Genomic DNA, 25888 nt, shown 5'->3' on the forward strand with positions numbered 1-25888 from the left:
GACCGGCGGGAGGCCCGCCCGGACGAAGCCGGGCGAGCCTCCCGTCAATGGTGGAGCGTCAGCCGATCGTCCCGACCGAGACGATCTTGCCGTTGTCCACGCGGTAGCCGTAGACGGCCAGCTCGGCGAGCTCGCCCTTGTCGTCCCACTTGAACTTCTTGGACAGGCCCTGACCGTCGTAGGTCTTGACGTAGTCCTTCAGCGCCGGGCGGGTCGCCTTGCCCTTGTCGATGCCGCTGAGCAGCACGGTGGCGGCGTCGTAGCCCTCGACCGAGTAGGTGCCCGGGTCCTTGCCACCCGAGACCGCTTTGTAGCCGGTCGCGAACTCCTTGATGAGCTCACCCGGGATGCAGGGGCAGGTGAAGTAGGCGTTCTTGGAGGAGCTGCCGGCCAGCTTGATGAACTGGTCGTCCTTCACGCCGTCCGGACCGATGAAGGTGCCCTTGAAGCCCTTGCCGACCAGCTGCTGGTCCAGCGGGGCGCCCTCGGCGAAGTACCCGGCGTAGAACACCGCGTCCGCCTTGGAGTTCAGGATCTTCTGGATGGTCGCCGAGAAGTCCTTCTGCTTGGTGACGACCTTGTCGGAGCCGGCGACCTTGTCACCCAGCGCCGCGGTGGCCGTCTTGGCCAGGCCGATGCCGTAGTCGGAGTCGTCCTGCACGACGAAGACCTTCTTGGCACCGATCTTCTCGGCGAGCTTGGGGACGGCCGGGCCCTGCACGTTGTCGTTGCCGAGCGCCCGGAAGAAGGTGGTCCACTTGTTCTTGGTCAGGTCGGGGTTGGTCGCCGACGGCGTGATGTGGACCAGGCCGGCCTGCTCGAAGATCTTGCCGGTCGCCTTGGACTCACCGGAGAACGGCAGACCGATGACGCCGACGACGTTCTTGGTGTTGGTCACCTGCGTCACCGGACCGGTGGCCTTGTCGGGCGAGCCCTCGGTGTCGACCTTGCTGAACTTGACCTGGCAGCCGGGGTTGGCCTTGTTGTGCTCGTTGATGGCCTGCTGCACACCGTTGTAGATGTTGATGCCGAGCTGGGCGTTGTCACCGGTCATCGCGCCGACGTACGCGATGGTCGTGCCGGCGGCGCACTTGCCCTTGCCGTCGCCGGCGGCCTTCACGGCGCCGGCCGGGGTCTCGATGCTGGACTGGGCGGGCAGCACCTTCGCGCTCCCACCGCCGCCACCGCCGTCGCTGGTGGCGCCGCCGTCGCTGCTGTCGTTGGCGCAGCCCGCGAGGAGCAGCGCCAGTGCGGCGACTGCCGCAGATGCCTTGAATGACCGGGACACGATCAGCCTCCGTGTGTGTTGAGCATTGATGACTCCCGGGCCGATCGCTCGTCCGGGCGCACTCCCTTATGCAGGGTCGCTCGAAAGTAGCCGCCAGGGTCACCGCGTCGAAGGCATTCCGCGGAACTGCGCTGCGTCGTGATCAATCTGCGGCCTGGGACGGAGGTCACCGGGCCTTTGACCCTTACGCGCCGGAGTCGGACATCCCGTCGATGACCGCGTCGGCGACCTCCCGCATCCCGAGCCGGCGGTCCATCGCCGTCTTCTGGATCCAGCGGAACGCCTCGGCCTCGTCGACGTCCAGCCGCTTCATCAGGATGCCCTTGGCGCGGTCCAGGCGCTTGCGGGTCTCCAGCCGCTCGCCCAGGTCGGTGACCTCCTGCCGCAGCGCCTGGCGCTCGGCCCACCGGGACGTGGCCACGGAGATGGCGGGCCGCAGGTCGTCGATCGTGAACGGCTTGAGCACGTACGCCATCACGCCGGCGTCGCTCGCCCGCTCCACCAGGTCCTTGTCGCTGAACGCGGTGAGCATCACGATGGGCGCGATGCCGTCCTCGCCGATCTGGGCGGCTGCTGAGATCCCGTCCAGCACCGGCATCTTCACGTCCATGACGACCAGGTCGGGCCGCAGCTCCTTGGTCTGCGCGACGGCCTGCTCGCCGTCGCCGACGGCGGCCACGACGTCGTACCCCGCCTCGCCCAGCATCTCGGCGAGGTCCATCCGGATCAGGGCCTCGTCCTCGGCCACGACCACCTTGAGCCGCTGGGCCGGGGTGGTGCTGTCCACGGGGATGTCGCTGGTCTCGCTCACCCGGTCACCCTACCGACGCGTAGGGCCCGAGACCCCGCCGCGCGGTGGCCTCGTCGGCCGGCGTGCGTGTGAGGATGACCACCGTGCCGACCGCCTTCGACCGCCTGTTCGCCTCCGCCGCTGCCCGTGTCACGACCGGTGACCACAGCCGCGAGGTCGTGCCGGAGGAGGGCGGGCGGTGGCCCATCAGCCTTCTGCTGTACCCACCGGCCGCGCTGGCGGAGGCCCTGGCTCCCCTCACCTGCGAGGCGCTGCGCCTCGCAGGGCCGGGCCAGGTCGTCTCCGGTCATCCGGAGGCGGCGCACATCACCGTGCGCGCCCTCGAGCCGCGCCGGGAGGCCGCCCGCAAGGACGAGCCGTTCGTCCAGCGCTGCACGGCTGCGCTCGACCGGACGACCGCCGCGCTGCCCGCCCCGCGGTTCACCCTGACCGGGGTGACGCTGACTCCCGGCACGGTCATGGCGCAGCTGGAGACGACCGACGGCTGGGAGGTGATGCACCGGCTGGACGCCGAGCTGGGTGCGGACGGCTGGTACGAGCGGGAGTGGGCCGAGGAGCTCGGTCGGCCGGCGGGTGCCGTGGCGCGGGACATCCACTACGTCAACCTCGTGCACTTCGCTGACGACCTCGCCGATCCGACCGGACTGGTGCAGTGGGTGCGGGCTCACCGGGCGATCGAGCCGGTCACGTTCACTGTGCCGACAGCCGGCCTCGTCGCCTTCCGCCACGAGACCCGCGGCGACCACCAGCTGATCCGGATGGAGCCCTGGCACCAGTCGATCTTCACCGGCTGAGCCGTGCTCGGTCGGTTGGGTGACCTCCTGCCGACTCCGTTACGGTGTCCCTCGACCAGCCCCGGTATTCCAATTGGCAGAGAAGGCGGCCTCAAACTCCGCACAGTGTGGGTTCGAATCCCACCCGGGGCACCCGTCATCGGACGCCGTAAGGGAAAGTGCGCGACGGCGCACCTTCCCTTACGGCTTCGCACGCGCTAGAGCTCGTCGAGGTCGTGATAGGCCGGGGCGACCTTGTTCTTGGCGTCGCCCATCTGGTGCACGCGCAGCGCATTCGTCGACCCGGCGATGCCGGGGGGCGAGCCGGCCACGATCACCACGGTCTCGCCCTCGGCGCACCGCTTGGAGGACAGCAGCGTCTCGTCGACCTGCGCGGCCATCTGGTCGGTGTGCTTCACCTGCGGCATCAGGAACGTCTCGATCCCCCACACCAGCGCCAGCTGGGAGCGGGTCGCAGCGTTCGGGGTGAAGGCCAGCATCGGCCGCTTGCTGCGGATCCGGGCCATCCGCAGGGCCGAGTCACCGGTCGTGGTGAAGGTGACGAGATACCGCACGTCCAGCAGGTCGCCGATCTCGGCGGCGGCCGCGGTGACGGCGCCGCCCTTGGTGTGCGGCCGCGTCCCCAGCTCGGCGATCCGCTCCAGGCCGTGCTCCTCGGTGCTCTCGATGATGCGGGCCATCGTCTGCACCGCGTCGATCGGCCACGCCCCCACGCTGGTCTCACCGGAGAGCATGATCGCGTCGGCGCCGTCGAGCACGGCGTTGGCGCAGTCGGAGGCCTCCGCGCGCGTCGGTCGTGGGTTCTCGATCATCGACTCCAGCACCTGGGTCGCGACGATCACCGGCTTGGCCGCCCGGCGGGCCAGCTCGACCGCGCGCTTCTGCACGATCGGCACGTCCTCCAGCGGCAGCTCCACGCCCAGGTCGCCGCGGGCGACCATGATCCCGTCGAACGCATCGACGATCTCGGCGAGGTTGTCGACCGCCTGCGGCTTCTCGATCTTGGCGATCACCGGCAGCCGTCCGCCACCGACCTCGTCCATGATCTCGTGCACCCGCTGCACGTCGGAGGCGGAGCGGACGAAGGACAGCGCGATCAGGTCGGCCCGCAGCGTGAGTGCCCAGCGCAGGTCCTGCTCGTCCTTGTCCGACAGCGCCGGGACGCTCACCGCGACGCCGGGCAGGTTGATGCCCTTGTGGTTGGAGACCATGCCGCCCTCGACGACCTCGGTGACCACGTCGGTCGCGGTGACCTCGACCGCGCGCAGCTCCACCTTGCCGTCGTCGATCAGCAGCCGGTCGCCGGGCCGCACGTCACCGGGCAGGCCCTTGTACGTGGTCGACACCCGCTCGCCGTCGCCGTCCACGTCCTCGACGGTGATGGCGAACCGCTGACCCGCCTCCAGCCGGACGGGGCCGTCGGCGAACGTACCCGTCCGGATCTTGGGGCCCTGCAGGTCGACCAGGACGCCGACCGCACGCTCGGTCTGGTCGCTCGCTTCCCGGACGTGCTCGTACACCTTCTCGTGGTCGGCGTACGAGCCGTGGGAGAGATTCAGCCGGGCGACATCCATGCCTGCCGCGACGAGGTCGCGGACACGCTGGGGGGTGTCGGTGGCGGGACCGAGTGTGGCAACGATCTTGGCGCGGCGCATAAACCAACACTATCGAACAGAACCGCCCGTACGCCGGTCACATCCGGCGTACGGGCGGGTAGCTGTGTCGGGGTGGTCGCTGCGCGGCTCCGGTCAGACGGTGAGCGGCCGATCGGTCGGTCGGACCGGGGACGGCAGCGTCGAGGCACCGGTCAGGAAGGCGTCGACCCCGCGTGCGGCCGAACGCCCCTCGGCGATCGCCCAGACGATCAGCGACTGACCACGTCCGGCGTCACCGGCGACGAACACACCGGGCACCGAGGTCATGTACGAGCCGTCGCGCGCGATGGTGGACCGCTCGTCGGTCTCGACCCCGAGCTGCTCGACCAGACCCTGCGGCGCCGGGCCGAGGAAGCCCATGGCGAGCAGCACCAGCTGCGCCGGGATCTCCCGCTCGGAGCCCTCGACCTCCTCGAAGCCGTTCTCGCCCCGCCGCACCTCGACCAGGCGCAGCGCGCGCACCGCGCCGTCCTCGTCGCCGAGGACCTCCTTGGTGCTGGTGGCGTACACCCGGTCGCCGCCCTCCTCGTGCGCGCTCGCGACGCGGAAGAGCATCGGGTACGTCGGCCAGGGCTGACCGTCGGCGCGCTCCTCCCCCGGTCGCGGCATGATCTCCAGCTGGGTGATCGACCGGGCGCCCTGCCGGATCGCGGTGCCGAGGCAGTCGGCGCCGGTGTCGCCGCCACCGATGATGACGACGTCCTTGTCGGTGGCCACCACCTGGTCCTGGACCGACTCCCCCAGCGCGACCCGGTTCGCGTCCGGCAGGTAGTCCATCGCCTGCACGATGCCGCTGAGCTCGCGCCCGGGAACCGGCAGGTCCCGCGGGACGGTCGCGCCGACGGCCAGCACCACGGCGTCGTACCGCTCGCGCAGCTGGGCCCCGGTGATGTCCTCACCGACCGTGCGGTTGCACCGGAACCGGGTGCCCTCGGCGGTCATCTGCGCCAGGCGCCGGTCCAGGACGGACTTCTCCATCTTGAACTCGGGGATGCCGTACCGCAGCAGGCCGCCCGGCTTGTCGGCCCGCTCGTACACCGCGACGGTGTGGCCCGCCCGCGTCAGCTGCTGCGCGGCGGCCAGCCCCGCCGGGCCCGAACCCACCACGGCCACGGTCTTGTTCGTCAGGCGCGCGGGCGGCAGCGGGTCGACCCCGCCGTGCTCGAAGGCCTGCTCGATCGTGGTGAGCTCGACCTGCTTGATCGTCACCGCCGGCTGGCTGATGCCGAGCACGCACGCGGACTCGCACGGAGCCGGGCAGAGCCGACCGGTGAACTCGGGGAAGTTGTTGGTCGCGTGCAGCCGCTCGATCGCGTCCGGCCAGTCACCACGCCGGGCGAGGTCGTTCCACTCCGGGATGAGGTTCCCGAGGGGACAACCGCTGTGGCAGAACGGAATACCGCAGTCCATGCACCGGCCGGCCTGCCGCTGCAGCTGGCCGAGCTCCTGCTCCTCGTACACCTCGCGCCAGTCCTTGATGCGGACCGGTACGGGGCGGCGGCCGGGCAGCTCGCGCTGCTGCGTCGTCAGAAATCCACGGGGGTCAGCCACGGTTGGCCTCCATGATCCGCTCCCACACCTGGGGGCTGTCGGGGTCGAGGCCCTCGTCGGCGGCCTCGGTTCGGACGTCGAGCACCTTCTGGTACGTGCGCGGCAGTACGAGCGAGAACCGCTCGACCGCCGCCGGCCACTCCTCGAGCAGCCGCCCGGCCACGCTGGAGTCGGTCCACTCGTGGTGGGCCCGGACCAGGTCGTGCACCAGGGAGATGTCGGCCTCGCGCAGGCCGATCACGTCGACCAGCTCGGGGTTGACCTGGCTTTCGTCCAGGTCCAGGACGTACGCCTGGCCACCGGACATCCCGGCCGCGAGGTTGCGCCCCGTCGGGCCGAGCACCAGGACGGTGCCGCCGGTCATGTACTCGCAGGCGTGGTCGCCCACGCCCTCGACGACGGCGGTCGCGCCGGAGTTGCGGACGCAGAAGCGCTCGCCCACCACGCCGCGCAGGAAGATCTGCCCGCTCGTCGCGCCGTAGGCGATGACGTTGCCGGCGATGGCGTTGCGCTCGGCCACCAGCGACGCCTCGCGCAGGGGACGGACCACGAGCCGGCCGCCGGACAGACCCTTGCCGACGTAGTCGTTCGCCTCGCCGTACAGGCGCAGCGTGATGCCCGCCGGGACGAACGCGCCGAACGACTGGCCGGCCGAGCCGGTGAAGGAGATGTCGATCGTGTCGTCGGCCAGGCCGTCCGGATGACGCTTGGTCACCTCGTGGCCGAGCATCGTGCCGACCGTGCGGTTGACGTTGCCGATCGGGACCTCGATGCGTACGGGCGCCTGGTTCTCCAGCGCGTCCTTGCTCATGGCGATGAGCTGCTGGTCCAGGGCCTTCTCCAGGCCGTGGTCCTGCCCGACGACCTGGTGGCGGGGGGCGCCCTCCGGCAGGTCGACGTCGGCGAGGATCGGCGCGAGGTCCAGGCCGCTGGCCTTCCAGTGGTCGACCGCCCGGGAGGTGTCGAGCGTGCGCACCTGGCCGATCGCCTCCTCCAGGCTGCGGAACCCGAGCTCGGCGAGCAGCTCGCGCACCTCCTCCGCGACGTACTCGAAGAAGGTCTGCACGAACTCCGGCTTGCCGGAGAAGCGGGCGCGCAGGTCGGGGTTCTGGGTGGCGATGCCGACCGGACAGGTGTCCAGGTGACAGACGCGCATCATGATGCAGCCGCTGACGACCAGCGGCGCCGTGGCGAAGCCGTACTCCTCGGCGCCGAGCAGCGCGGCGATCATGACGTCGCGGCCGGTCTTGAGCTGACCGTCGGTCTGCACCACGATCCGGTCGCGCAGGCCGTTCAGCAGCAGCGTCTGCTGCGTCTCGGCGAGCCCGAGCTCCCACGGACCTCCGGCGTGCTTGAGCGAGGTGAGCGGCGAGGCGCCCGTACCGCCGTCGTGGCCGGAGACCAGGACGACGTCGGCGTGCGCCTTGGACACCCCGGCGGCCACGGTGCCGACCCCGATCTCGCTCACGAGCTTCACGTGGATGCGCGCACTCGGGTTGGCGTTCTTGAGGTCATGGATGAGCTGGGCGAGGTCCTCGATCGAGTAGATGTCGTGGTGCGGCGGCGGCGAGATCAGGCCGACGCCGGGCGTGGAGTGCCGCGTCTTGGCCACCCACGGGTACACCTTGTGGCCGGGCAGCTGACCGCCCTCGCCGGGCTTGGCGCCCTGGGCCATCTTGATCTGGATGTCGTCGGCCTGCGTGAGGTAGTGCGAGGTCACGCCGAAGCGGCCGCTGGCCACCTGCTTGATCGCCGAGCGCCGCTCGGGATCGACCAGCCGGTCGGCGTCCTCACCGCCCTCGCCGGTGTTGGACCGCGCACCGAGCCGGTTCATCGCGATCGCGAGGGTCTCGTGCGCCTCCTTGCTGATCGAGCCGTAGCTCATCGCGCCGGTGTTGAACCGCTTGACGATCTCGCTGACCGGCTCGACCTCCTCGACCGGCACCGACGGGCGGCCGGAAGCGAAGGAGAACAGGCCGCGCAGCGTCATCAGCCGCTCGGACTGGTCGTCCACCGCCTTCGTGTACTGCTTGAAGATGTCGTAGCGACGCGAGCGGGTGGAGTGCTGGAGCCGGAACACCGTCTCCGGGTCGAACAGGTGCGGCTCGCCCTCCCGGCGCCACTGGTACTCCCCGCCCACCTCGAGCGTGCGGTGCGAGGGTGCGAGCCCGTCCTTCGGGTAGGCCGTCGCGTGCCGCTCGGCGACCTCCTGGGTGAGCACGTCCAGGCCGATGCCGCCGAGCCGCGACACGGTGCCGGTGAAGTAGGAGTCGACCAGCTCCTGGGACAGGCCGGTCGCCTCGAACACCTGGGCGCCCCGGTAGGACGCCACCGTCGAGATGCCCATCTTGGACATGACCTTCAGGACGCCCTTGCCGAGCGCCTTGATGAGGTTCTTCACCGCCTGCTCGGGCGTGATGTCGGAGATCACGCCGCGCCGAACGAGGTCCTCGACGGACTCCATCGCCAGGTAGGGGTTGATCGCGGCCGCGCCGTACCCGATGAGCAGCGCGACGTGGTGCACCTCGCGGACGTCGCCCGCCTCGATCAGCAGACCGACCTGGGTGCGGGTCTTCTCCCGGATCAGGTGGTGGTGCACGGCCGCGGTCAGCAGCAGCGAGGGGATCGGGGCGAACGCCGGACCGGAGTCGCGGTCGGACAGCACCACGAAGCGGTGACCGTCGGCGATCGCCTGGGACACCTCGGCGAAGATGCCCTGCAGCCGCGCGCGCATCGCGCTCACGCCGCCGGCCACGCGGTAGGTGCCGCGGATGACGTACGTCGCGTAGCCCGGCATGTCGCCGCGGGAGTTGAGGTGGACGATCTTGGCCAACTCGTCGTTGTCGATGACCGGGAACGGCAGCTCGACCTGACGCGCGTGGGCAGGCGAGGCCTCCAGGGCGTTGCTCTCCGGACCCATCAGGGTGCCGAGCGAGGTGACCAGCTCCTCGCGGATCGCGTCCAGCGGCGGGTTCGTCACCTGGGCGAACAGCTGGCTGAAGTAGTCGAACAGCAGGCGCGGGCGCTGCGAGAGCACCGCGATCGGGGTGTCGGTGCCCATCGAGCCGAGCGCCTCACCGCCCGTGCGCGCCATCGGGGCGAGCAGGATCCGCAGCTCCTCCTGGGTGTAGCCGAACGTCTGCTGGCGGCGCACCACCGACGCGGGCGTGTGCCAGACGTGCTCGCGCTCGGGCAGGTCCTCGAACCGGACGATCCCCGCGTGCAGCCACTCCTCGTACGGGTTCTGCGCGGCCAGCGAGGACTTCACCTCGTCGTCGCCGACGATCCGGCCGTGCTCGGTGTCGACCAGGAACATCTTGCCCGGCTGCATCCGGCCCTTGCGGACGACGGTCGCCGGGTCGAGGTCCAGGACGCCGCCCTCGGAGGCCAGGACGACCAGGCCGTCGCTGGTGACGGCGTACCGGCCCGGACGCAGGCCGTTGCGGTCCAGCACCGCGCCGACGAGCGTGCCGTCGGTGAAGGTCACGCAGGCAGGGCCGTCCCACGGCTCCATGATCGTGGAGTGGAACTCGTAGAACGCCCGGCGGGCCGGGTCCATGGTGTCGTGGTTCTCCCACGCCTCCGGGATCATCATCAGCACCGCGTGCGGGAGGCTGCGACCGCCCAGGTGCAGCAGCTCCAGGACCTCGTCGAAGGTCGCCGAGTCCGACGCCTCCGGGGTGCAGACCGGGAAGATGCGCGACAGGTCGCCGGGGATGACGTCGCTGGCGAGCGTGGACTCGCGGGCGCTCATCCAGTTGCGGTTGCCGCGGACGGTGTTGATCTCACCGTTGTGCGCGATGAACCGGAACGGGTGTGCGAGCGGCCAGGACGGGAAGGTGTTGGTCGAGAACCGCGAGTGGACCAGCGCGAGCTCGGTGGCGAACCGACGGTCGGACAGGTCAGGGAAGAACGGCTCGAGCTGCTCGGTGGTCAGCATCCCCTTGTAGACCAGGGTCCGGGCCGACAGCGAGGCGAAGTAGACGGCCAGCTCACGCTCGGCCCGCTTGCGCAGGCAGAACGCGAGCCGGTCCAGCTCGACGCCGCCGCGCTCCCCCGTCGCGTCCGCGACGAACACCTGACGGAACACCGGCATGGTAGCCAGCGACTGCCGGCCCACCAGGGACGGGTCGGTCGGCACGTCGCGCCAGCCGACGACGCGCAGCCCCTCCTGGGCGGCGAGGACGTCCAGCTGTTCACCGATGTGCCACTGGGCGTCGGGGTCGGTCGGCATGAAGGCGAGGCCGACGGCATAACGACCGGCTTCGGGCAGGTCGAAGTCGACGACCGCGCGCAGGAACTCGTCCGGGACCTGGGTCAGGATTCCGGCGCCGTCACCGACGGCCGGGTCGGCGCCGGTCGCGCCGCGGTGCTCCAGGTTGCGCAGCGCGGTCAGCGCGTGGTCCACGATGTCGTGCCCGGCGCTGCCGCGCATGGTGGCCACCATCGCCACGCCGCAGGCGTCGTGCTCCTGAGCGGGGTCGTACAGGCCCTGGGCCTGCGGGTGGGCGGAGAAATGGGCGATACCCATCGTCGACTCACCGTCCTGTCGTCGTCGGGACGCCAGTGCGGACACCGGCGTCGGGCAGGGAGACCCATGCAGGACGACGTTGGCCGGCGTGGTCAGTCACAGCACTTTATCGGCGGCCGCCTCAGTTCACAACATGGACATCATGTCTCAGATAGCGAGACGTCGTCCCGGGTCCCGCCGGTGTTCTGCGCACGACGGCCCCGGGCCACGAAGAGCGCCAGACCGCCGAGGAAGACCGCGATGCAGACCCACACGTTCACCCGCAGGCCGAGCACGTGGTTCGCCGGGTCGCTGCGCATCAGCTCGAAGACGATCCGGCCGACCGGGTAGAGCATCACGTAGAGCGCGAACGAGCGACCGCGCGCGAGCCCCACCCGGCGGTCCAGCGCGACCACGACGAACGCGATCAGCAGGCACCAGATCGCCTCGTACAGGAACATCGGGTGGAACGGGCCGCCGGGGACGAGGACGGGGTCACCCGTGGCGTTGCGGACCGCCTCGCCGTTGTCCCACTCGTACACCTTCAGCCCCCAGGGCAGGTCGGTGTGCCGGCCGTACAGCTCGTTGTTGAAGTAGTTGCCCCACCGGCCCATCGCCTGGGCGACCGCCACGCCAGGGGCGGCGGAGTCGGCGAGGTCCCAGAAGTCGATGCCGTTCTTGCGGCAGCCGATCCAGGCGCCCAGCGCCCCGAGCGCCACGGCGCCCCAGATGCCGAGGCCGCCGTGCCAGATCTTCAGCGCGTCGAGTGGTCGGCCGTTCTCGCCGAAGTACGGCTGCGGCGTGGTGATGACGTGGTAGAGCCGACCGCCGACGATGCCGAACGGGACGGCCCAGTACGCGACCGTCAGCGCGTCGTCGTCGACGTAGCCGCGCTGCTCCAGGCGGCGGCCGCAGATCCAGATCGCGACGACGATGCCGGCGAGGATGCACAGCGCGTACGCCCGCAGGGGCAGCGGACCGAGCTGCCAGACGCCCGTCGTCGGGCTGGGGATGGCCGCGATCATGAGCCGGTGGCCTGCTTCAGGACCGTCGGGAACGAGCCCGACTCGGTCAGCAGCTGCTGCAGCTGCTTGTCGCTGACGGCCTTGCCGTTGATCTTCACGGTGGGAGTGCCGTTGACTCCGTCGTCGTTCGAGCGCTTCTCGGTGTCGGTGACGTAGTCGTCGTAGGTGCCCTGGTCGACGCAGCGGGTGAAGGTGCTCAGCGCCGAGCCGGTGATCCCGGCCCCAGCGGCGAAGGTCTGCTTCAGCTGCTGGTCGGTGTAGCCCTGACCCTCCTGCGCCGGCTGCCCGGCGAACACCGCGTCGTGGTACTCGGGGAACTTCCCGGCATCGGCCGCGCAGAAGGCGGCGTTGGCCGACTTCTTGGACCAGTCGTTGCCCAGGTTGTCGTCCAGGAAGGACATCATGTGCGAGACGAGCTTGATGTCACCGCTGGCGGCCAGCTGCCGGATCGACGCGCCGTTGGTGGTCTCCATCTTCTTGCAGACCGGGCACTGGAAGTCCTCGTAGACCTCGACCGTGGGAGCACCGGCCTTGGCCCGGCCCGGGTGGACCACGACACCGTTGCCCTCGCTCTGCGAGGCCTTCGGGCCGGCTGCGTCGAGCTTGCCGAACGGGTTGCTGGTGATGAAGAACACGGCGCCGGCGACGATGACCACGACGACGGCGATGACGGCGGCGATCAGGGCCTTCGGCGGCCCGGACCGAGGTGCGGTCGCAGCGAGCTTGGCCGAGGCATCAGGACGAGGCATGGCCCCAGTCTCCCCTGATCCGTGGACGCAGCGCGATCGGGGCTGCGTCCCGGCTCAGCCCCACCAGCGACGGTCCAGACTCCACCGGCTCTGCGGCCGCACGACCAGCCAGGCCGCGCACAGCGCGAGGCCCGCGTCGCGCAGGATCTCCTGCAGGTACTTCGTCTGGTTCTCCCCCACGCTGCCGCCGCCGCCGAAGCAGCCGCAGTCGATGGTGAGCCCGCGAGCCCACGCCGAGGTGATGCCGCCGATGAAGGCCAGCATGAGCAGTCCGCCGAGCAGCGCCGCGCCCCGCGTCAGCAGACCCGCGATGAGGAGCACACCCAGGACGATCTCGAGCATCGGTAGCAGGGTGCCGATGAAGTTGGCGACGTCGACCGGCATCAGGTCGTACGCCCGGGTGGCCGTGCGCGAGGTGCCCAGGGCGGTGATCTTCAGCAGGCCGGCGACCAGCAGGACGCCCCCGAGCAGCAGCCGCGCGACCAGACCGACCCAGTCGCGGGCGTCGGAACGCGGAGGGGCCGCGACCGTCACCGCCGGACGCCCTGGGCCAGGTCGGCGGCCAGGGCGCCGAGGTCCTTCAGGCCGGTGTCCGGGTCCGGCGCGTCGACCAGGCACCGCACCAGCGCCGACCCGACGATCACGCCGTCGGCGAAACGAGCGACCTCGGCGACCTGCTCGCGGGTCGAGACGCCGAGACCGACGCAGACCGGCAGGTCGGTGACCTCGCGGACCCGGCCGACCAGGACGGACGCGGCGCTGCCGACGCTCGTCCGGGCTCCCGTCACGCCCATCAGGGCGGTGGCGTAGACGAACCCGCGCGAGGCTGCGGTCGTGGACTGCAACCGCTCCGGGGTCGAGCTCGGGGCGACCAGGAACACGCGGTCCAGGTCGTGGGCCTCGCTCGCCTCGAGCCAGTCCTGCGCCTCGTCAGGGACGAGGTCGGGCGTGATGAGCCCGGAGACGCCGGCGCCGGCCAGCTCGGCGGCGAACCGGTCCGCGCCGTACCGCAGCACCGGGTTCCAGTACGTCATCACCAGCGCGCCCGCGCCGGTGGCGCTGACCGCCCGGCCCGCCCGGAAGACGTCGGCCACCCGGACCCCGCCCTCCAGCGCCCGCGTCGCCGCCGTCTGGATGACCGGGCCGTCCATCAGCGGGTCGGTGTAGGGCAGGCCGATCTCGACGATGTCGACGCCGTTCTCGACGAGGACCTCCATCGCGCGCAGCGACCCCTCGACGCTCGGGAAGCCGACCGGGAGGTAGCCGATGAGGGCCGCGCGCCCGTCGTCCTTGGCCGCGGCGAGGACCTTGCTGACCGTGCTGGCGCTCACGCCTGGTCCTCCTGCCCCGGGAGCAGACCGAACCAGCGGGCCGCCGTGTCGACGTCCTTGTCACCGCGACCGGACAGGTTCACCAGGACCAGCCCGTCGGGTCCGAGCTCGCGCCCGACCCGCATCGCACCGGCCAGCGCGTGGGCGCTCTCGATCGCCGGGAGGATGCCCTCGGTCTGCGACAGCAGCCGGAACGCCTCCATCGCCTCGTCGTCGGTCACCGGGTAGTACTCGGCGCGGCCGATGTCCTTGAGGTAGGAGTGCTCCGGCCCCACGCTCGGGTAGTCCAGGCCCGCGGACACCGAGTGCGACTCGATCGTCTGGCCGTCGTCGTCCTGCAGGACGTAGGTGTACGCGCCGTGCAGCACGCCCGGGGTGGCCTGGCCGCTGAACCGGGACGCGTGCCGTCCGGACGCGACGCCCTCGCCGCCGCCCTCGAGCCCGATGAGGCGGACGCCCTCGTCGTCGACGAAGCGGTGGAAGATGCCCATCGCGTTGGAACCGCCGCCCACGCACGCGCACACCGCGTCGGGCAGCCGGCCGAACTGGTCGAGCACCTGCTGACGCGCCTCGACCCCGATGATCCGGTGGAAGTCGCGGACCATCTCGGGGAAGGGGTACGGACCGGTCACGGTGCCCAGCACGTAATGGGTGTCCTCGACGTTGGCGACCCAGTCGCGGAACGCCTCGTTGACGGCATCCTTGAGCGTGCGGCTGCCGTGGTCGACCGGGACGACCTCGGCTCCGAGCAGACGCATCCGCGCGACGTTGAGCGCCTGGCGCTCGGTGTCGACCCGCCCCATGTAGACGACGCACTCCAGTCCGAGCAGCGCCGCGGCGGTCGCGGTGGCGACGCCGTGCTGACCGGCGCCCGTCTCGGCGATGACCCGCTTCTTGCCCATCCGCCGGGTGAGCAGCGCCTGTCCGAGGACGTTGTTGATCTTGTGCGACCCGGTGTGGTTGAGGTCCTCGCGCTTGAGGACGACCCGCGCGCCGCCGCAGTGCTCGGCGAACCGGGGCACCTCGGTGATGATGCTCGGCCGGCCCGTGTACGTACGGTGCAGCTGGGCCAGTTCTCCCAGGAACCCCGGGTCGTGCATCGCCTTGGAGCGGTGCTCGTCCAGCTCCTCGAGCGCGGCGACCAGCGCCTCGGGGACGTAGCGTCCGCCGTAGTCGCCGAACCGGCCGATCCGTGTGTCACTCATGCCGTCTGCCCTCCAACCGCGTCCTGTCCCCGCAGTGCTCTCACCGCGGCCGCCGGCTCCCCGCCGGTGACCAGGGCCTCGCCGACCAGGACCGCGTCCGCGCCCGCAGCGACGTACTCGGCGACGTCGGCCGGACCGCGTACGCCGGACTCCGCGACCCGGACGACCTCGTCCGGGAGCCCCGGAGCTAGCCGTGCGAACGTCGCGCGGTCGACCTGCAGGGACTTCAGGTTCCGCGCGTTGATACCGATGACGTCGGCGCCGAGAGCGATCGCGCGCTCCAGCTCGGGCTCGTCGTGCACCTCGACCAGCGCCGTCATCCCGAGCTCGGACGCCTGCTGGTGCAGGTCGCGCAACCGGGCGTCGTCCAAGGCGGCGACGATCAGCAGGACCACGTCGGCGCCGTGCGCGCGGGCCTCCCAGACCTGGTAGTCGCTGACCATGAAGTCCTTGCGCAGGACCGCGACGTCGACCGCGGCGCGCACGGCGTCCAGATCGTCCAGCGAGCCGCCGAAGCGACGCTGCTCGGTGAGGACGGAGATGACCGAGGCGCCACCGGCGGCGTACGACGCCGCCAGCGCGGCCGGGTCGGCGATGGGGGCGAGAGGCCCCTTGGACGGGCTCTGCCGCTTCACCTCGGCGATCACCTTGACCGGCCCGGGCTCGCGGAGTGCGGCGCGCGCGTCGCGCGCCGGCGGGGCGGCTGCGGCGCGCTCCTGCAGGCGCGCGACGGGGGTCAGGCGTTCGCGGGCGGCGAGGTCCTCGCGCACTCCGCTGATGATCTCGTCGAGGACTGTGGACACCACGGCAGGCTAACGCGCGGGCTCACCGGCCCTCGGGCCGAGTCTGCCTAGCGGACGCCGGTGCGCTGCTGGGGCGGGAGCCGCTTGGCGTGGACGCCGAACCCGGTCCGGGAGAGGACGAAGGCGGCGACGAGACCGAGGACGGCGACGACCAGGCCGATGATCGTCCACAGGTGGGCACCCCAGGCGACGCCGACCGCGATGAGGGCGGAGGCGAAGATCAGGGCGAAGACGCCGGTCCACGCCGCCACGCTGTGGCCGTGGTCGTCGTGGTGCTCAGCAGACATGCGTGGGGACTCCTTGTGTCAGAGATCGATCGGCCCGGAGGCGAGTGCCCATTGTGGCAGGCGACCCGCCGAGGCTCACCGGGGCGGGTCGCCGGCCGCGTCGCCGGGCTCGACCGTCGGGTCCTCGCCCTGGCTGAGCCGCTCCCAGTCCGACACCCGCGTCGCGTGCCCTCGGCCGGTCGGTGCCTCGTAGCGGGAGGACAGCCCCGCCCAGCGGCGGATGCCGACGAACGCGAGCGCGCCGGCCGCCGCGAGCAGCACACCGCCGAGCAGCGCGACCCAGACCCACGTGGTCACCGTCCCGTCGGCCGGCACGGTGCCGGTCCGCCCGGTCGTCTGCGCGGCCTGGCGGCCGACGACGTCCGCGGGGTCCAGCAGCACCCGTACCGTCAGCACGATCGCGAGCACGCCGGCCAGGACCGTCGCGACGGCCCCGACCCGCCGCACGACGCGGCCGCCAGTCGCCGTGGCCACCGCCGCGGCCGCGCCGACCAGGCCGGCGGCCAGCACGCCGGACGCCGCGTCGTTGCCGTCGACCGACACCGTGCTGTCCTGCAGGACGGCGTCGTGCAGCGTGCCCTCCACCCAGGTGCGCCCGGCCGTCGCCAGCAGGACGACGGCGCCGAGCAGCGCCAGCAGCAGCACGTTCCGCTTCGAGGTCATCGCGGCGCCCGCATCCCGGTCGCCGTCGACACCGCGCGCAGCGCGGCCGCCGCCTTGGAGATCGTCTCCTGGTACTCCGTCTCGGGCACCGAGTCCGCGACGATGCCCGCACCCGCCTGGACGTGGGCGACGCCGTCCTTGAGCACGGCCGTCCGGATGGCGATCGCCATGTCGAGGTCACCAGCGAAGTCGAGGTAGCCGACCACTCCCCCGTACACGCCCCGGCGCAGGCCCTCCCGCTCGTCGATGATCTGCATCGCCCGCGGCTTGGGCGCCCCCGAGAGGGTGCCCGCCGGGAAGGTGGCGACGAGGGTGTCGTACGCGGTACGGCCGTCCTTCAGCTCACCGACGACGGTCGACTCCAGATGCATGATGTGGCTGTAGTAGCGGACCTGCATGAACTCCACCGTGTCGACCGTGCCCGCCCGGCAGACCCGTTGCAGGTCGTTGCGGGAGAGGTCCACGAGCATCAGGTGCTCGGCCCGCTCCTTGGGGTCGGCGCTCAGCTCGTCGGCGAGGCGCTGGTCGTCCTCGGGCGTCTTGCCCCGCGGTCGCGACCCCGCGATGGGATGGGTGATGACGCTGCGTCCGCTGACCTTGACCAGCGCCTCCGGGCTGGACCCCACGACGTCGTACGTCGAGCCGTCGGGGTGGGGCAGCCGCAGCAGGTACATGTACGGGCTGGGGTTGGAGGCCCGCAGCGCGCGGTAGACGTCGAGGGCGTCGGCGGCGCAGTCGACGCTGAACCGCTGCGACACCACGATCTGGAACGCCTCACCCGCGCGGATGTCCTCCTTGCAGCGCTCCACCATGTCGTGGAACCCCTCGCGGGTGTGCGTGCTGCGCGGCGCCAGCTCCGCCGGCGTCGGGACGGCCACCGTGGAGGCGGCCGGGGCGGCGAGCTGGGCGGTCATCCGGTCCAGCCGGGCGACGGCGTCCGCCCACGCCTGCTCGACGCGCTCGTCGGTGGCGTCGTAGTTGACGGCGTTCGCGACCAGCAGCAGCGAGCCGTCGCGGTGGTCCAGGACCGCCAGGTCGGTGGCGAGCATCATCGCCAGCTCGGGCAGGTCCAGCTCGTCGGCGCCGGTGTCCGGCAGCCGCTCCCAGCGTCGTACGGCGTCGTACGTCACGGTGCCGACCATGCCTCCCGTGAGCGGCGGCAGCCCCGGGATGGGGCGGGTCGCCAGCGTCGCGACGGTGTCGCGCAGGGCGGTGGTCGGGTCACCGTCGACGGGGACGCCGACGGGCGGCTCTCCCAGCCACACGGCCTCGCCGTCGCGCTCGGTGAGCGTGGCGTGGCTGGCTGCTCCGACGATGGAGTAGCGGGACCAGACGCCACCGTGCTCGGCGGACTCCAGCAGGAAGGTCCCCGGCCGGTCCTGCGCGAGCTTGCGGTAGACCCCCAGCGGCGTCTCGCCGTCCGCGAGCAGCCGACGCACCACCGGGATCACCCGCCGGTCGCGGGCCAGCTCGGAGAAGGTCGCGAGCCCGGGCCAGGTCGTGCCCCAGGTCAGGTCGGCATGGGCGTCCGCGGTCACCGGGACACCGCCTCGAGGTCGGTGAAGAAGCAGGTGCGCTGCCCGGTGTGGCATGCAGCGCCCACCTGGTCGACGCGTACGAGCAGCGCGTCGCCGTCGCAGTCGAGCGCGACCGAGCGCACGTGCTGGACGTGGCCGGAGGTGTCCCCCTTGCGCCAGTACTCCTCCCGGCTGCGGGACCAGAAGGTGACCCGACCCTCGGTGAGCGTGCGGTGCAGCGCCTCGTCGTCCATCCAGCCCAGCATCAGCACCTCGCCGGTGTCGTGCTGCTGGACCACCGCGGCGACCAGGCCGTCGGCGTCGCGCTTCAGCCGCGTCGCGAGCTCGGGTGAGAGGGGTGACTGATCAGGCACCGCGCCATTGTCGCCGATGGCCCGCGGGGCCTGCGGCCCGCCCGCTCACCGGCAGCGCAGCACCAGCCACTGGTAGTGCAGGTCCGCCGACCCGGGCCAGGTACGCCACCGCTCGACGACACCGAAGGCGTCGACGGCCGCCCGCAGGTCCCCGTCGCTGCGCAGGCTGAAGAACCGCGACCCGAACCGGGCGTCCTCCTCCCAGTGCTCCTCCCGGGAGACCGGCGCACCCCAGACGCCGATCGCCAGCGGCGCTCCCGGACGCAGCACCCTGGTGATCTCCGTGAGCGCGGCGGTCAGGTCCACGGCGGGTACGTGCAGCAGCGTGCTCATCGTCCAGCCGGCGTCGAACGCGTCGTCGTCGTACGGCAGCGCGTGCACCGAGGCGACCCTCGCGTCAAGCCCGTGCTGGACGCACCGCCGCACGCTCTCGGGCGCGAGGTCGACCCCGGCGTACGCCAGCCCGGCCGCGCTCAGGGCGACGCCGTCACGACCGGGGCCGCACCCGACCTCCAGGACGGACGTCCGGCCCTCGCTCGTGAGCAGCTCGACGAACTCCGCACGGACCTCCTCGCGATCGGCCGGGAGCCGGGAGTCGTGGCGGTGACCGGCCTCCCGGTCGTAGTAGTCGGTGAGCGCGCTCTCCAGCGCGGCGCGGTCCGTCGTCGGCACGGGGTCGCGTCCTCTCCTGCGGTGCTCGGCGCACCCGGAGCGGCCGCGGTTCTGGTGGAGAACGGCGCGGCCTGGGTACGTTGGCCAGATCACAGTGTCGCCGACGGCTGCACGTGGCGCGCCGGTGGCTGCCTTCGAAGGAGGACAGCATGGACGACAAGTACTGGGTCTGGATCGCCGTGATCGTGGTCGTACTGCTCGTGGTGGGCCTGCTCGCCGTCATGGCCGGCCGGCGCGCGCGCGCCCGGAACGCTGTGCCGGAGCGGACCGCTCCCGCCACGGCCGACCGGACGCGGGCCGAGCGCCACCAGCGCGAGGCGACCTCCGCGCCGGGCCGCCGGCCCGGTGTGGACGAGGCGTCAGGATCCGCGGCGACGCCCACCGTGCGAGACAAGGTGAGCCCCGCCCCGAGACTGCGCGACGACGAAGGCCCGCCGGCTGCCCCCTCCTCCCGCGAGGACGACCGGTCGACGACACCCGGGGTGGGTTCGCTCCAGCACGAGCGTCCCGCCGACGTCGGGCGCAGCGACCGCGAGGCCGCACCCACGCCGCCCGAGCCCCACCGCACGGACGACGTGCCCGCGACCTCGGACGCGGCCCTCGCCTCCGGCCCGCCGCCGGCCGGTCCGCCTCCTCCCCCGCCGCCCTCGCAGGCAGGTGCGGAGTCTCCGGCGGCACCGGTGACACCTCCTCCCCCGCCGGCACCGCGCCCGGGTACGACGCCGTCGCCGTCACCATCACCGGCTCCGTCACCGGCGGTCGCCCCCTCACCGTCGGTCCCGGAACCCTCTGAGCCCCGCAATGACCGAGCGAGCGGGGACACCGCGGCGGCGTCCACCCCCGACCACCCGGTCGAGCACCAGAGGGGCGGTGCGCGTCGGGTGGGTCAGGACTTCTGGCAGGCCGACGACGACGGGACGGCACCGTCGACACCGACGGCGCCGACGGCGCCGACGGCGCCGACGGACGGTGACACCGCCGGCGGAGGTCTGCGGGACCGGTTGACCGGCGAGGGCGGCGTGCGAGGCCGCTACGAGCGCGACGGCGGCTGGAAGGACCAGGCCAAGCACCGCGCCGACGACCTGCGCGAGCGCTACGAGCGCGACGGCGGCTGGAAGGACCAGGCCAAGGGCCGCGCGGACGACCTGCGCGACCGGTACGAGCGCGAGGGAGGGTGGCGCGACCGGGCGAAGAAGGGCGTGGAGGACCTGCGCCGGCGCGCGGACGAACGACGCCACCCGCACTGACCCGCCCCGGCGGGGGTCGTCAGGTCTGCTGGCGCGCCCAGCTCGCGTGCAACCGGGCGTAGACGCTCCCCGTCTGCCGGACGAGCTCGCTGTGCGGGCCTCGCTGCACGACACGGCCGCGGTCGACGACGATCACCTCGTCGGCGGCCTCGGCCGTGGACAGCCGGTGCGCGATGGCGATCGACGTCCGGCCCGTCGTCAGGCCGTCGAGCGCTCGCTGGATACGCACCTCGGTCGACGGGTCGACCGCGGAGGTGGCCTCGTCCAGGACGAGCAGGTCGGGGTCGGCGAGATAGGCCCGGGCGAGCGCGACCAGCTGGCGCTCGCCCGCGGAGAGGGACTCACCGCGCTGCCCGACCTCGGTGTCCAGGCCGTGCGGCAGGCCCTCCACCCAGCCGTCGAGGCCCAGCTCGGTGAGCGTGAGCCGGACGTCGTCGCGCGTCGCGTCGGGCCGGCCGAACCGGATGTTCTGCAGGAGGGTGGCGTCGAAGAGGAAGCCTTCCTGCGGCACCATCACCACGCGGGATCGCAGCGAGCGGAAGCGCACCCGCCGCAGGTCGACGCCGTCCAGCAGCACCCGGCCGGTCGCCGGGTCCATCAGCCGGGTCAGGAGCTTGGCGAGGGTGGTCTTGCCGGACCCGGTCTCACCGACCACGGCGACCCGCGACCGGGGCGGGATGGTCAGCGAGACGTCGGAGAGCACGGTGTCGCCGCCCGGGTAGGCGAACGACACGTCGTCGAACTCGACGGTGATCGGCCCGCGGGGCAGGTCGACGCCCTCCTCGCTCGGGTCGCTGACGTCGGCCGGGGTGTCGACGATGCCGATGACCCGCCGCCAGCCGGCGATGGCGTTCTGCATCTCGTTGAGGATCTCGGTCGCCGTCTGCACCGGCTGGGTGAACAGGTTGACCAGGAACAGGAAGGCGAGCAGCTCGCCCAGTGTGAGCGAGCCGCGCGCCGCCATGACGGCACCGACGGCGAGGACGGTCATCGTCGTCAGGCCGGCCACCAGCTGCCCGGAGCTGAACGCGACGACGGCCTTGATCTGCGCCGCGATGGCCGAGCGCCGGTGTCGGTCGATGGCCGCGTCGATGCGGCCGCCGGTGCGCTCCTCGACGCCGTACGCGCGGATCGTCACCGCCCCGACGACCGACTCGGAGATGGCCGCGAGCATGTCGCCGACCCGCTCGCGCACCAGGGTGTACGCCCGTCCGACGACGCCCTGGAACCGGCGGATGACGATGAACAGCGGCACGAAGCACACCCAGACCAGGAGGGCGAGAAGCGGGCTGTAGATCGCCATCAGCACGGTCGCGACCGTGACCTGGCCGATCGACACGATCAGCATCAGGCCGCCGAACTGGACGAACTGGGAGATCGTGTCGACGTCGCTGGTCACTCGCGAGACCAGCGAGCCACGTCGCTCGCTGCTCTGGGTCAGCGTCGACAGGTCGTGGATGTGCCGGAAGGCCTTGACCCGCAGCGTGGCCAGCCCGCCCTCGGAGGCGCGGAAGAGCCGCAGGTTGACCACGTAGGAGGTCAGGCCGGTGAACGTCACCGCCGCAGCCGCCAGCAGCGTCAGGCGCACCACCAGCGCGGTGTCGGGACCGCCGCGGGCCAGGATGCCGTTGTCGATCGTCTGCTGGACCACGAAGGGCACCATCACGCGCCCGATCGTCGACACGAGCGCGAGACCGAGGGTGACCAGCAGCCCGGCGCGCAGCTCGGGCGACAGCGCGATCCCGCGCTTCAGCGTGTCGGTCGTGCTGAGCTCGGTGCCGCCACCGATCTCGCTGGACGTCGCCGTGCTCACGAGGCCTCCTCGTCGGCCGCGACCGCGGCCCGCTCCTGCGCCTCGCGGGTGTACGCGGTCACCAGGCGCTCGTACCCCTCGCAGCGCTCCATCAGCTGCCGGTGCGTGCCCTGGTCGACCACCCGGCCGCGCTCGAGGTAGCAGACCCGGTCGGCCATCGAGATCGTCGACATCCGGTAGGCGACGACGAGCACCGTCATGCCGCGGCTGCGCTCGCGCAGGCCGTCCAGGATCGCGGTCTCGACGGCGGGGTCCACGGCCGACGTCGCGTCGTCGAGCACGAGCAGCCGCGGCTTGCGGATGACGGCGCGGGCCAGCGCGATCCGCTGCCGTTGGCCGCCGGACAGGCTGGCGCCGCGCTCACCCACCCGGGTGTCCCGACCGTCGGACAGCTCGGCGACGAACCCGTCGGCCTGTGCCACCCGCAGGGCGTCGTCCACCTGCGCCTCGGACAGGTCCTCGCCGAGGGTGACGTTGCCACGGACGGTGTCGTCGAACAGGAAGCTCTGCTGGGCGACCAGGGTCGCCACGTCCGGAACCCCGCCGCGACGGACCGAGCGCAGGTCGCGGCCGTCGATCTCCACGACGCCGCCCTCGGGGTCGACCAGTCGCAGCACGATGGTGGCCAGGGTGGACTTGCCCGAGCCCGTCGGACCGACGACCGCCGTGGTGAGGCCGGCCGGCACGTCGATGGTCACCTCGCTCAGGGCCACCACCTGCTCACCCGTCGGAGCGGACTCGGGCTCGGCGTCCCGGGCTTCCGCGCCGAGGTCGGCTCGCTCGGTGGCGGCGTAGGCGTACGACACGTCCCGCAGCGAGGAGGCACCGTCGCCGTCGGTCGGGAGGTCGTCCGGGCCGTAGCGCATCTCGCCCTTGGCGGAGAGGACGGCGTTCACGCGGTCCCACCCCACGACCGTCCGGGGCAGCTCGGCGAGCACCCAGCCGAACGAGCGCACCGGGAAGGCGAGCACCGAGAAGAGGTAGGCGATCTGGACGACGTCCGCGGCGTCGATGTCCCCCGCGGCCACCCGGGCGGTTCCGACGCCGAGGACCGCGAGCGTGCCCAGCGTCGGGATCGCCTCGATGACCGGGTCGAAGGTGCCGCGCGTGCGCCCCACCTCGACGGCGGCCGCGCGCAGCCGGTCGGTCACCTCGGCGAAGCGCTCGGTCTCCTGCTCCTCGCGGCCCATCGCCTTGACCAGCAGGCCGGCCTCGATGCTCTCGTGCGCGACCTCGCTGACCTCCGCGCGCAGCTGCTGGGCGAGCGTCACCCGGGGCGACATGCGCGACTGGAAGACCAGGTTGGCGACGAACAGCGCCGGGAACACCAGCATCCCGATGACCGCGAGCCACAGGTCGACCCGGAACATCTCGATCGCGCCGACCACCAGCATCACCAGCACGCCGATCGCCATCGGCAGCGGCTGGAAGACGTTCCAGGTCGCCTCGACGTCGGCATTGGCGTTGGACAGCAGCTGGCCGGAGGGGTGCCGGTGGTGCCAGCTGAGCGGGAGCCGCAGGTACTGCCGGGTGACCCGGCGCCGATAGCTCGCCTGCAGGTTGTAGAACGCCATCCCGGCGCCGATCCGGCGCAGGACGACGCCGACCACCGTGAGCAGGACCGCCAGGGACATCTGCCAGACGATGGTCCACACCTGGCCGGCGGAGATCTCGCCGGCGCGCACGGCGGGCTCCACCACGGTCGAGACGAGGTGGGCGATGACCCGGGCCATCGCCACCGTCATCACGCCGTACACGGCCGACCCGACCACTGCGACGGCCAAGACCTTCCGCTCCTCGGCGAAGCCTCGGCCCACCACTCGCAGACCCCGGCGAAGGGTGTCCGGTCGAGCCGACATCGTCCGTGCGGCCGAGCTCACGTGCGGCGTCCTTCCGATCGAGGTGGGCGGCCGTCCGAGCACGCCCCACCGCTGCGCTGCGACCGGGTCCAACCCTCTCACGCGGTCCGGACACAGCCACCACGGGTTTGTCGCCGCGCCGGCGGTGGGCAGGATGGCGTCATGCCCGGACCCGCAGCGCATGAACGCCAGGCCCTGAGTGACTCCTTCGAGCGGATCGGACCGGACGCGCCCACCCTGTGCGCCGGCTGGTCCACCCGCGACCTGCTCGTCCATCTGATCGTCCGGGAGTCTCGCCCGGACGCGGCGGCCGCGCTGATCCTGCCGCCGCTCGCCGGTCACGCGCGGTCGGTGTCGGCCAAGATCGCCGCCCGCCCCTGGGACGCCCTGGTCGAGACGTTCCGCAACGGCCCACCGCGGCTGTCCCCGTTCGCCCTGCCGGGGGTCGACGAGCGCGCCAACGTCGGGGAGCTGTTCGTCCACCACGAGGACGTGCTCCGGGCGCAGGATCCCACGGCGCGACGCACGCTCTCCCCCGACCTGCAACGTGCTCTCTGGAAGGGCCTGCCGGTGCTCGGCCGGCTGACCCTGCGCTCGGTGCCGGTCGGCGTACGCGCTCGGTGCGAGGGGTACGGCGAGCGGACGCTGCGCTCCGCGCGGTCCGGCGGCGGGACCGTCGCGCTGGTAGGCCGGCCCGGCGAGGTCGTCCTGCAGATCTCGGGGCGCGCCGGCAACGACGGCGACCGGGTCGACGTCGACGTGCAGGGCGAGGCCGCGGCGGTGACGGCGTTCCGCACGGCCAGCACGGGCATGTAGGCGCCCGGCGCTGGGCCGTCCCCGGCCTGGACCCTGTCGAAACTGCGTTCGGTGTTCCTGACGCGGTTCGAACTGCGTCAGGAACACCGAACGCAGTTCGAGTCCGGAGGCGAGGCCGAGCTCGGTACGGGCTCGTCCCGCCGGGCTAGCGAACGGGGTACCCGGCCGTCCGCAGCGCGTCCTTGACCGCGGAGATGGTGAGCTCGCCGAAGTGGAAGACCGACGCTGCCAGCACGGCGTCGGCACCCGCGGCGACCGCCTCGACGAAGTGCTGCGCCGTGCCCGCGCCACCGCTGGCGACCAACGGCACGTCCACCGCGGCGCGGACCTCCCGGATCAGCTCCAGGTCGAACCCGTCCTTGGTGCCGTCGGCGTCCATCGAGTTCAGCAGGATCTCCCCCGCGCCGAGCTCCACCGCGCGGGCGCACCACTCGATCGCGTCCAGCCCGTCACTGCGGCGGCCACCGTGCGTGGTCACCTCGAAGTGGCCGCGCGCCGAGCGCCGGACGTCGGCCGACAGCACGATGACCTGGGACCCGAACCGGTCGGCGATCTCGGCGATCACCTCGGGACGGGCGAGCGCGCCGGTGTTGATGCCGACCTTGTCCGCGCCCGCCCGCAGCAGCCGGTCGACGTCCGCGACGACCCGTACGCCGCCGCCCACGGTCAGCGGGATGAAGACCTGCTCTGCCGTCGCGCCCACCACGTCGTACGTCGTGGCCCGGTCGGCCGACGACGCGGTCACGTCCAGGAAAGTCAGCTCGTCGGCACCCTGGGCGCCGTAGGCGGACGCGAGCTCGACCGGGTCGCCCGCGTCGCGCAGGTCGGCGAAGTTGATGCCCTTCACCACACGCCCGGCGTCGACGTCGAGACACGGGATCACACGAACCGCGACACTCACGCTGGACACCCTAGTTT

The 25888-nt window shown here is 72.0% G+C and carries 22 protein-coding genes and 1 tRNA gene; 4 read left to right on the plus strand and 19 right to left on the minus strand.

Annotated elements, in window-relative coordinates:
- Positions 1-58: 58 nt before the first annotated feature.
- Complete coding sequence (locus P4R38_RS07625; RefSeq protein WP_277191709.1) at positions 59-1288, minus strand: branched-chain amino acid ABC transporter substrate-binding protein; 1230 nt, start codon at positions 1286-1288, stop codon at positions 59-61.
- Positions 1289-1472: 184 nt separating this feature from the next.
- A complete protein-coding gene (locus P4R38_RS07630) occupies positions 1473-2099 on the minus strand; it encodes an ANTAR domain-containing response regulator (RefSeq protein WP_277191711.1) in 627 nt (208 codons plus the stop codon).
- 83 nt (positions 2100-2182) lie between these two features.
- Here P4R38_RS07630 and P4R38_RS07635 point away from each other — a divergent pair, with 83 nt between their 5' ends.
- Positions 2183-2893, plus strand: coding sequence for a hypothetical protein (locus tag P4R38_RS07635; protein ID WP_277191713.1), 711 nt, complete (start codon positions 2183-2185; stop codon positions 2891-2893).
- 58 nt (positions 2894-2951) lie between these two features.
- Positions 2952-3025: transfer RNA gene (locus P4R38_RS07640), tRNA-Leu, on the plus strand.
- A 65-nt stretch (positions 3026-3090) separates the two neighbouring features.
- Here the strand turns inward: P4R38_RS07640 and pyk are convergent.
- The 14 genes from pyk to P4R38_RS07710 form a co-directional block, all read right to left on the minus strand.
- Positions 3091-4548 carry a pyruvate kinase gene (gene pyk, locus P4R38_RS07645; protein ID WP_277191714.1) on the minus strand — a complete coding sequence of 486 codons (1458 nt, stop codon included), beginning with the start codon at positions 4546-4548 and terminating at the stop codon, positions 3091-3093.
- Between the two features lie 93 nt (positions 4549-4641).
- Complete coding sequence (locus P4R38_RS07650; protein WP_277191716.1) at positions 4642-6099, minus strand: glutamate synthase subunit beta; 1458 nt, start codon at positions 6097-6099, stop codon at positions 4642-4644.
- Positions 6092-10630, minus strand: a complete 4539-nt coding sequence (gltB, locus tag P4R38_RS07655; RefSeq protein ID WP_277191718.1) for a glutamate synthase large subunit — start codon at positions 10628-10630, stop codon at positions 6092-6094. Before gltB ends, P4R38_RS07650 begins: the two co-directional genes overlap by 8 nt.
- Before the next feature lie 140 nt (positions 10631-10770).
- On the minus strand, positions 10771-11634 hold the full coding sequence (gene lgt / locus P4R38_RS07660) for a prolipoprotein diacylglyceryl transferase (protein WP_277191720.1): 864 nt from the start codon (positions 11632-11634) through the stop codon (positions 10771-10773).
- Entirely contained in the window at positions 11631-12383 is a 753-nt protein-coding gene (locus P4R38_RS07665; protein WP_275238539.1) for a DsbA family protein, read from the minus strand. Before P4R38_RS07665 ends, lgt begins: the two co-directional genes overlap by 4 nt.
- 54 nt (positions 12384-12437) lie before the next feature.
- Positions 12438-12917: a MauE/DoxX family redox-associated membrane protein gene (locus P4R38_RS07670; protein ID WP_277191721.1), complete on the minus strand. Its 480-nt coding sequence runs from the start codon at positions 12915-12917 to the stop codon at positions 12438-12440.
- Positions 12914-13714 carry a tryptophan synthase subunit alpha gene (trpA, locus tag P4R38_RS07675; protein WP_275238542.1) on the minus strand — a complete coding sequence of 267 codons (801 nt, stop codon included), beginning with the start codon at positions 13712-13714 and terminating at the stop codon, positions 12914-12916. The genes P4R38_RS07670 and trpA overlap by 4 nt, the downstream gene beginning before the upstream one ends.
- Positions 13711-14919, minus strand: a complete 1209-nt coding sequence (gene trpB, locus P4R38_RS07680; protein ID WP_275238543.1) for a tryptophan synthase subunit beta — start codon at positions 14917-14919, stop codon at positions 13711-13713. The genes trpA and trpB overlap by 4 nt, the downstream gene beginning before the upstream one ends.
- Positions 14916-15722 (minus strand): indole-3-glycerol phosphate synthase TrpC, encoded by an 807-nt coding sequence (gene trpC, locus P4R38_RS07685; RefSeq protein WP_277191723.1) that lies wholly within the window; start codon positions 15720-15722, stop codon positions 14916-14918. Before trpC ends, trpB begins: the two co-directional genes overlap by 4 nt.
- Positions 15723-15769: 47 nt before the next feature.
- Entirely contained in the window at positions 15770-16009 is a 240-nt protein-coding gene (locus tag P4R38_RS07690; protein ID WP_275238546.1) for an HGxxPAAW family protein, read from the minus strand.
- Positions 16010-16084: 75 nt separating this feature from the next.
- Positions 16085-16672: a Trp biosynthesis-associated membrane protein gene (locus tag P4R38_RS07695; protein WP_277191726.1), complete on the minus strand. Its 588-nt coding sequence runs from the start codon at positions 16670-16672 to the stop codon at positions 16085-16087.
- Positions 16669-18210 (minus strand): anthranilate synthase component I, encoded by a 1542-nt coding sequence (locus tag P4R38_RS07700; protein ID WP_275238548.1) that lies wholly within the window; start codon positions 18208-18210, stop codon positions 16669-16671. Before P4R38_RS07700 ends, P4R38_RS07695 begins: the two co-directional genes overlap by 4 nt.
- Positions 18207-18563, minus strand: a complete 357-nt coding sequence (gene hisI, locus P4R38_RS07705; protein ID WP_275238549.1) for a phosphoribosyl-AMP cyclohydrolase — start codon at positions 18561-18563, stop codon at positions 18207-18209. The genes P4R38_RS07700 and hisI overlap by 4 nt, the downstream gene beginning before the upstream one ends.
- 45 nt (positions 18564-18608) lie before the next feature.
- Complete coding sequence (locus tag P4R38_RS07710; protein WP_277191729.1) at positions 18609-19235, minus strand: class I SAM-dependent methyltransferase; 627 nt, start codon at positions 19233-19235, stop codon at positions 18609-18611.
- A 149-nt stretch (positions 19236-19384) separates the two neighbouring features.
- On the opposite strand from P4R38_RS07710, the gene P4R38_RS07715 reads away from it, so the two are divergent.
- Positions 19385-20482 (plus strand): hypothetical protein, encoded by a 1098-nt coding sequence (locus P4R38_RS07715; RefSeq protein WP_277191731.1) that lies wholly within the window; start codon positions 19385-19387, stop codon positions 20480-20482.
- 19 nt (positions 20483-20501) lie between these two features.
- Here P4R38_RS07715 and P4R38_RS07720 read toward each other — a convergent pair whose 3' ends face one another.
- Both P4R38_RS07720 and P4R38_RS07725 read right to left on the minus strand, forming a co-directional pair.
- On the minus strand, positions 20502-22295 hold the full coding sequence (locus P4R38_RS07720) for an ABC transporter ATP-binding protein (RefSeq protein WP_277191732.1): 1794 nt from the start codon (positions 22293-22295) through the stop codon (positions 20502-20504).
- Entirely contained in the window at positions 22292-24079 is a 1788-nt protein-coding gene (locus P4R38_RS07725; RefSeq protein ID WP_277191734.1) for an ABC transporter ATP-binding protein, read from the minus strand. The genes P4R38_RS07720 and P4R38_RS07725 overlap by 4 nt, the downstream gene beginning before the upstream one ends.
- A gap of 237 nt (positions 24080-24316) precedes the next feature.
- Between P4R38_RS07725 and P4R38_RS07730 the strand changes: the two genes are divergently transcribed.
- Positions 24317-24970: a TIGR03085 family metal-binding protein gene (locus P4R38_RS07730; protein WP_275238554.1), complete on the plus strand. Its 654-nt coding sequence runs from the start codon at positions 24317-24319 to the stop codon at positions 24968-24970.
- 145 nt (positions 24971-25115) lie between these two features.
- Here P4R38_RS07730 and hisF read toward each other — a convergent pair whose 3' ends face one another.
- On the minus strand, positions 25116-25871 hold the full coding sequence (hisF, locus tag P4R38_RS07735) for an imidazole glycerol phosphate synthase subunit HisF (RefSeq protein WP_277191737.1): 756 nt from the start codon (positions 25869-25871) through the stop codon (positions 25116-25118).
- Between the last annotated feature and the right edge of the window lie 17 nt (positions 25872-25888).

This window comes from Luteipulveratus flavus (assembly GCF_029439465.1).
GTDB lineage: Bacteria > Actinomycetota > Actinomycetes > Actinomycetales > Dermatophilaceae > Luteipulveratus > Luteipulveratus flavus.

Bases quoted from the DNA above. Each gene is read 5' to 3' on its own strand.
- pyk (WP_277191714.1), bottom strand. From the start codon at position 4,548: ATGCGCCGCGCCAAGATCGTTGCCACACTCGGTCCCGCCACCGACACC.
- gltB (WP_277191718.1), bottom strand. From the start codon at position 10,630: ATGGGTATCGCCCATTTCTCCGCCCACCCGCAGGCCCAGGGCCTGTAC.
- lgt (WP_277191720.1), bottom strand. From the start codon at position 11,634: ATGATCGCGGCCATCCCCAGCCCGACGACGGGCGTCTGGCAGCTCGGT.
- P4R38_RS07665 (WP_275238539.1), bottom strand. From the start codon at position 12,383: ATGCCTCGTCCTGATGCCTCGGCCAAGCTCGCTGCGACCGCACCTCGG.
- trpB (WP_275238543.1), bottom strand. From the start codon at position 14,919: ATGAGTGACACACGGATCGGCCGGTTCGGCGACTACGGCGGACGCTAC.
- P4R38_RS07690 (WP_275238546.1), bottom strand. From the start codon at position 16,009: ATGTCTGCTGAGCACCACGACGACCACGGCCACAGCGTGGCGGCGTGG.
- P4R38_RS07695 (WP_277191726.1), bottom strand. From the start codon at position 16,672: ATGACCTCGAAGCGGAACGTGCTGCTGCTGGCGCTGCTCGGCGCCGTC.
- P4R38_RS07715 (WP_277191731.1), top strand. From the start codon at position 19,385: ATGGACGACAAGTACTGGGTCTGGATCGCCGTGATCGTGGTCGTACTG.
- P4R38_RS07730 (WP_275238554.1), top strand. From the start codon at position 24,317: ATGCCCGGACCCGCAGCGCATGAACGCCAGGCCCTGAGTGACTCCTTC.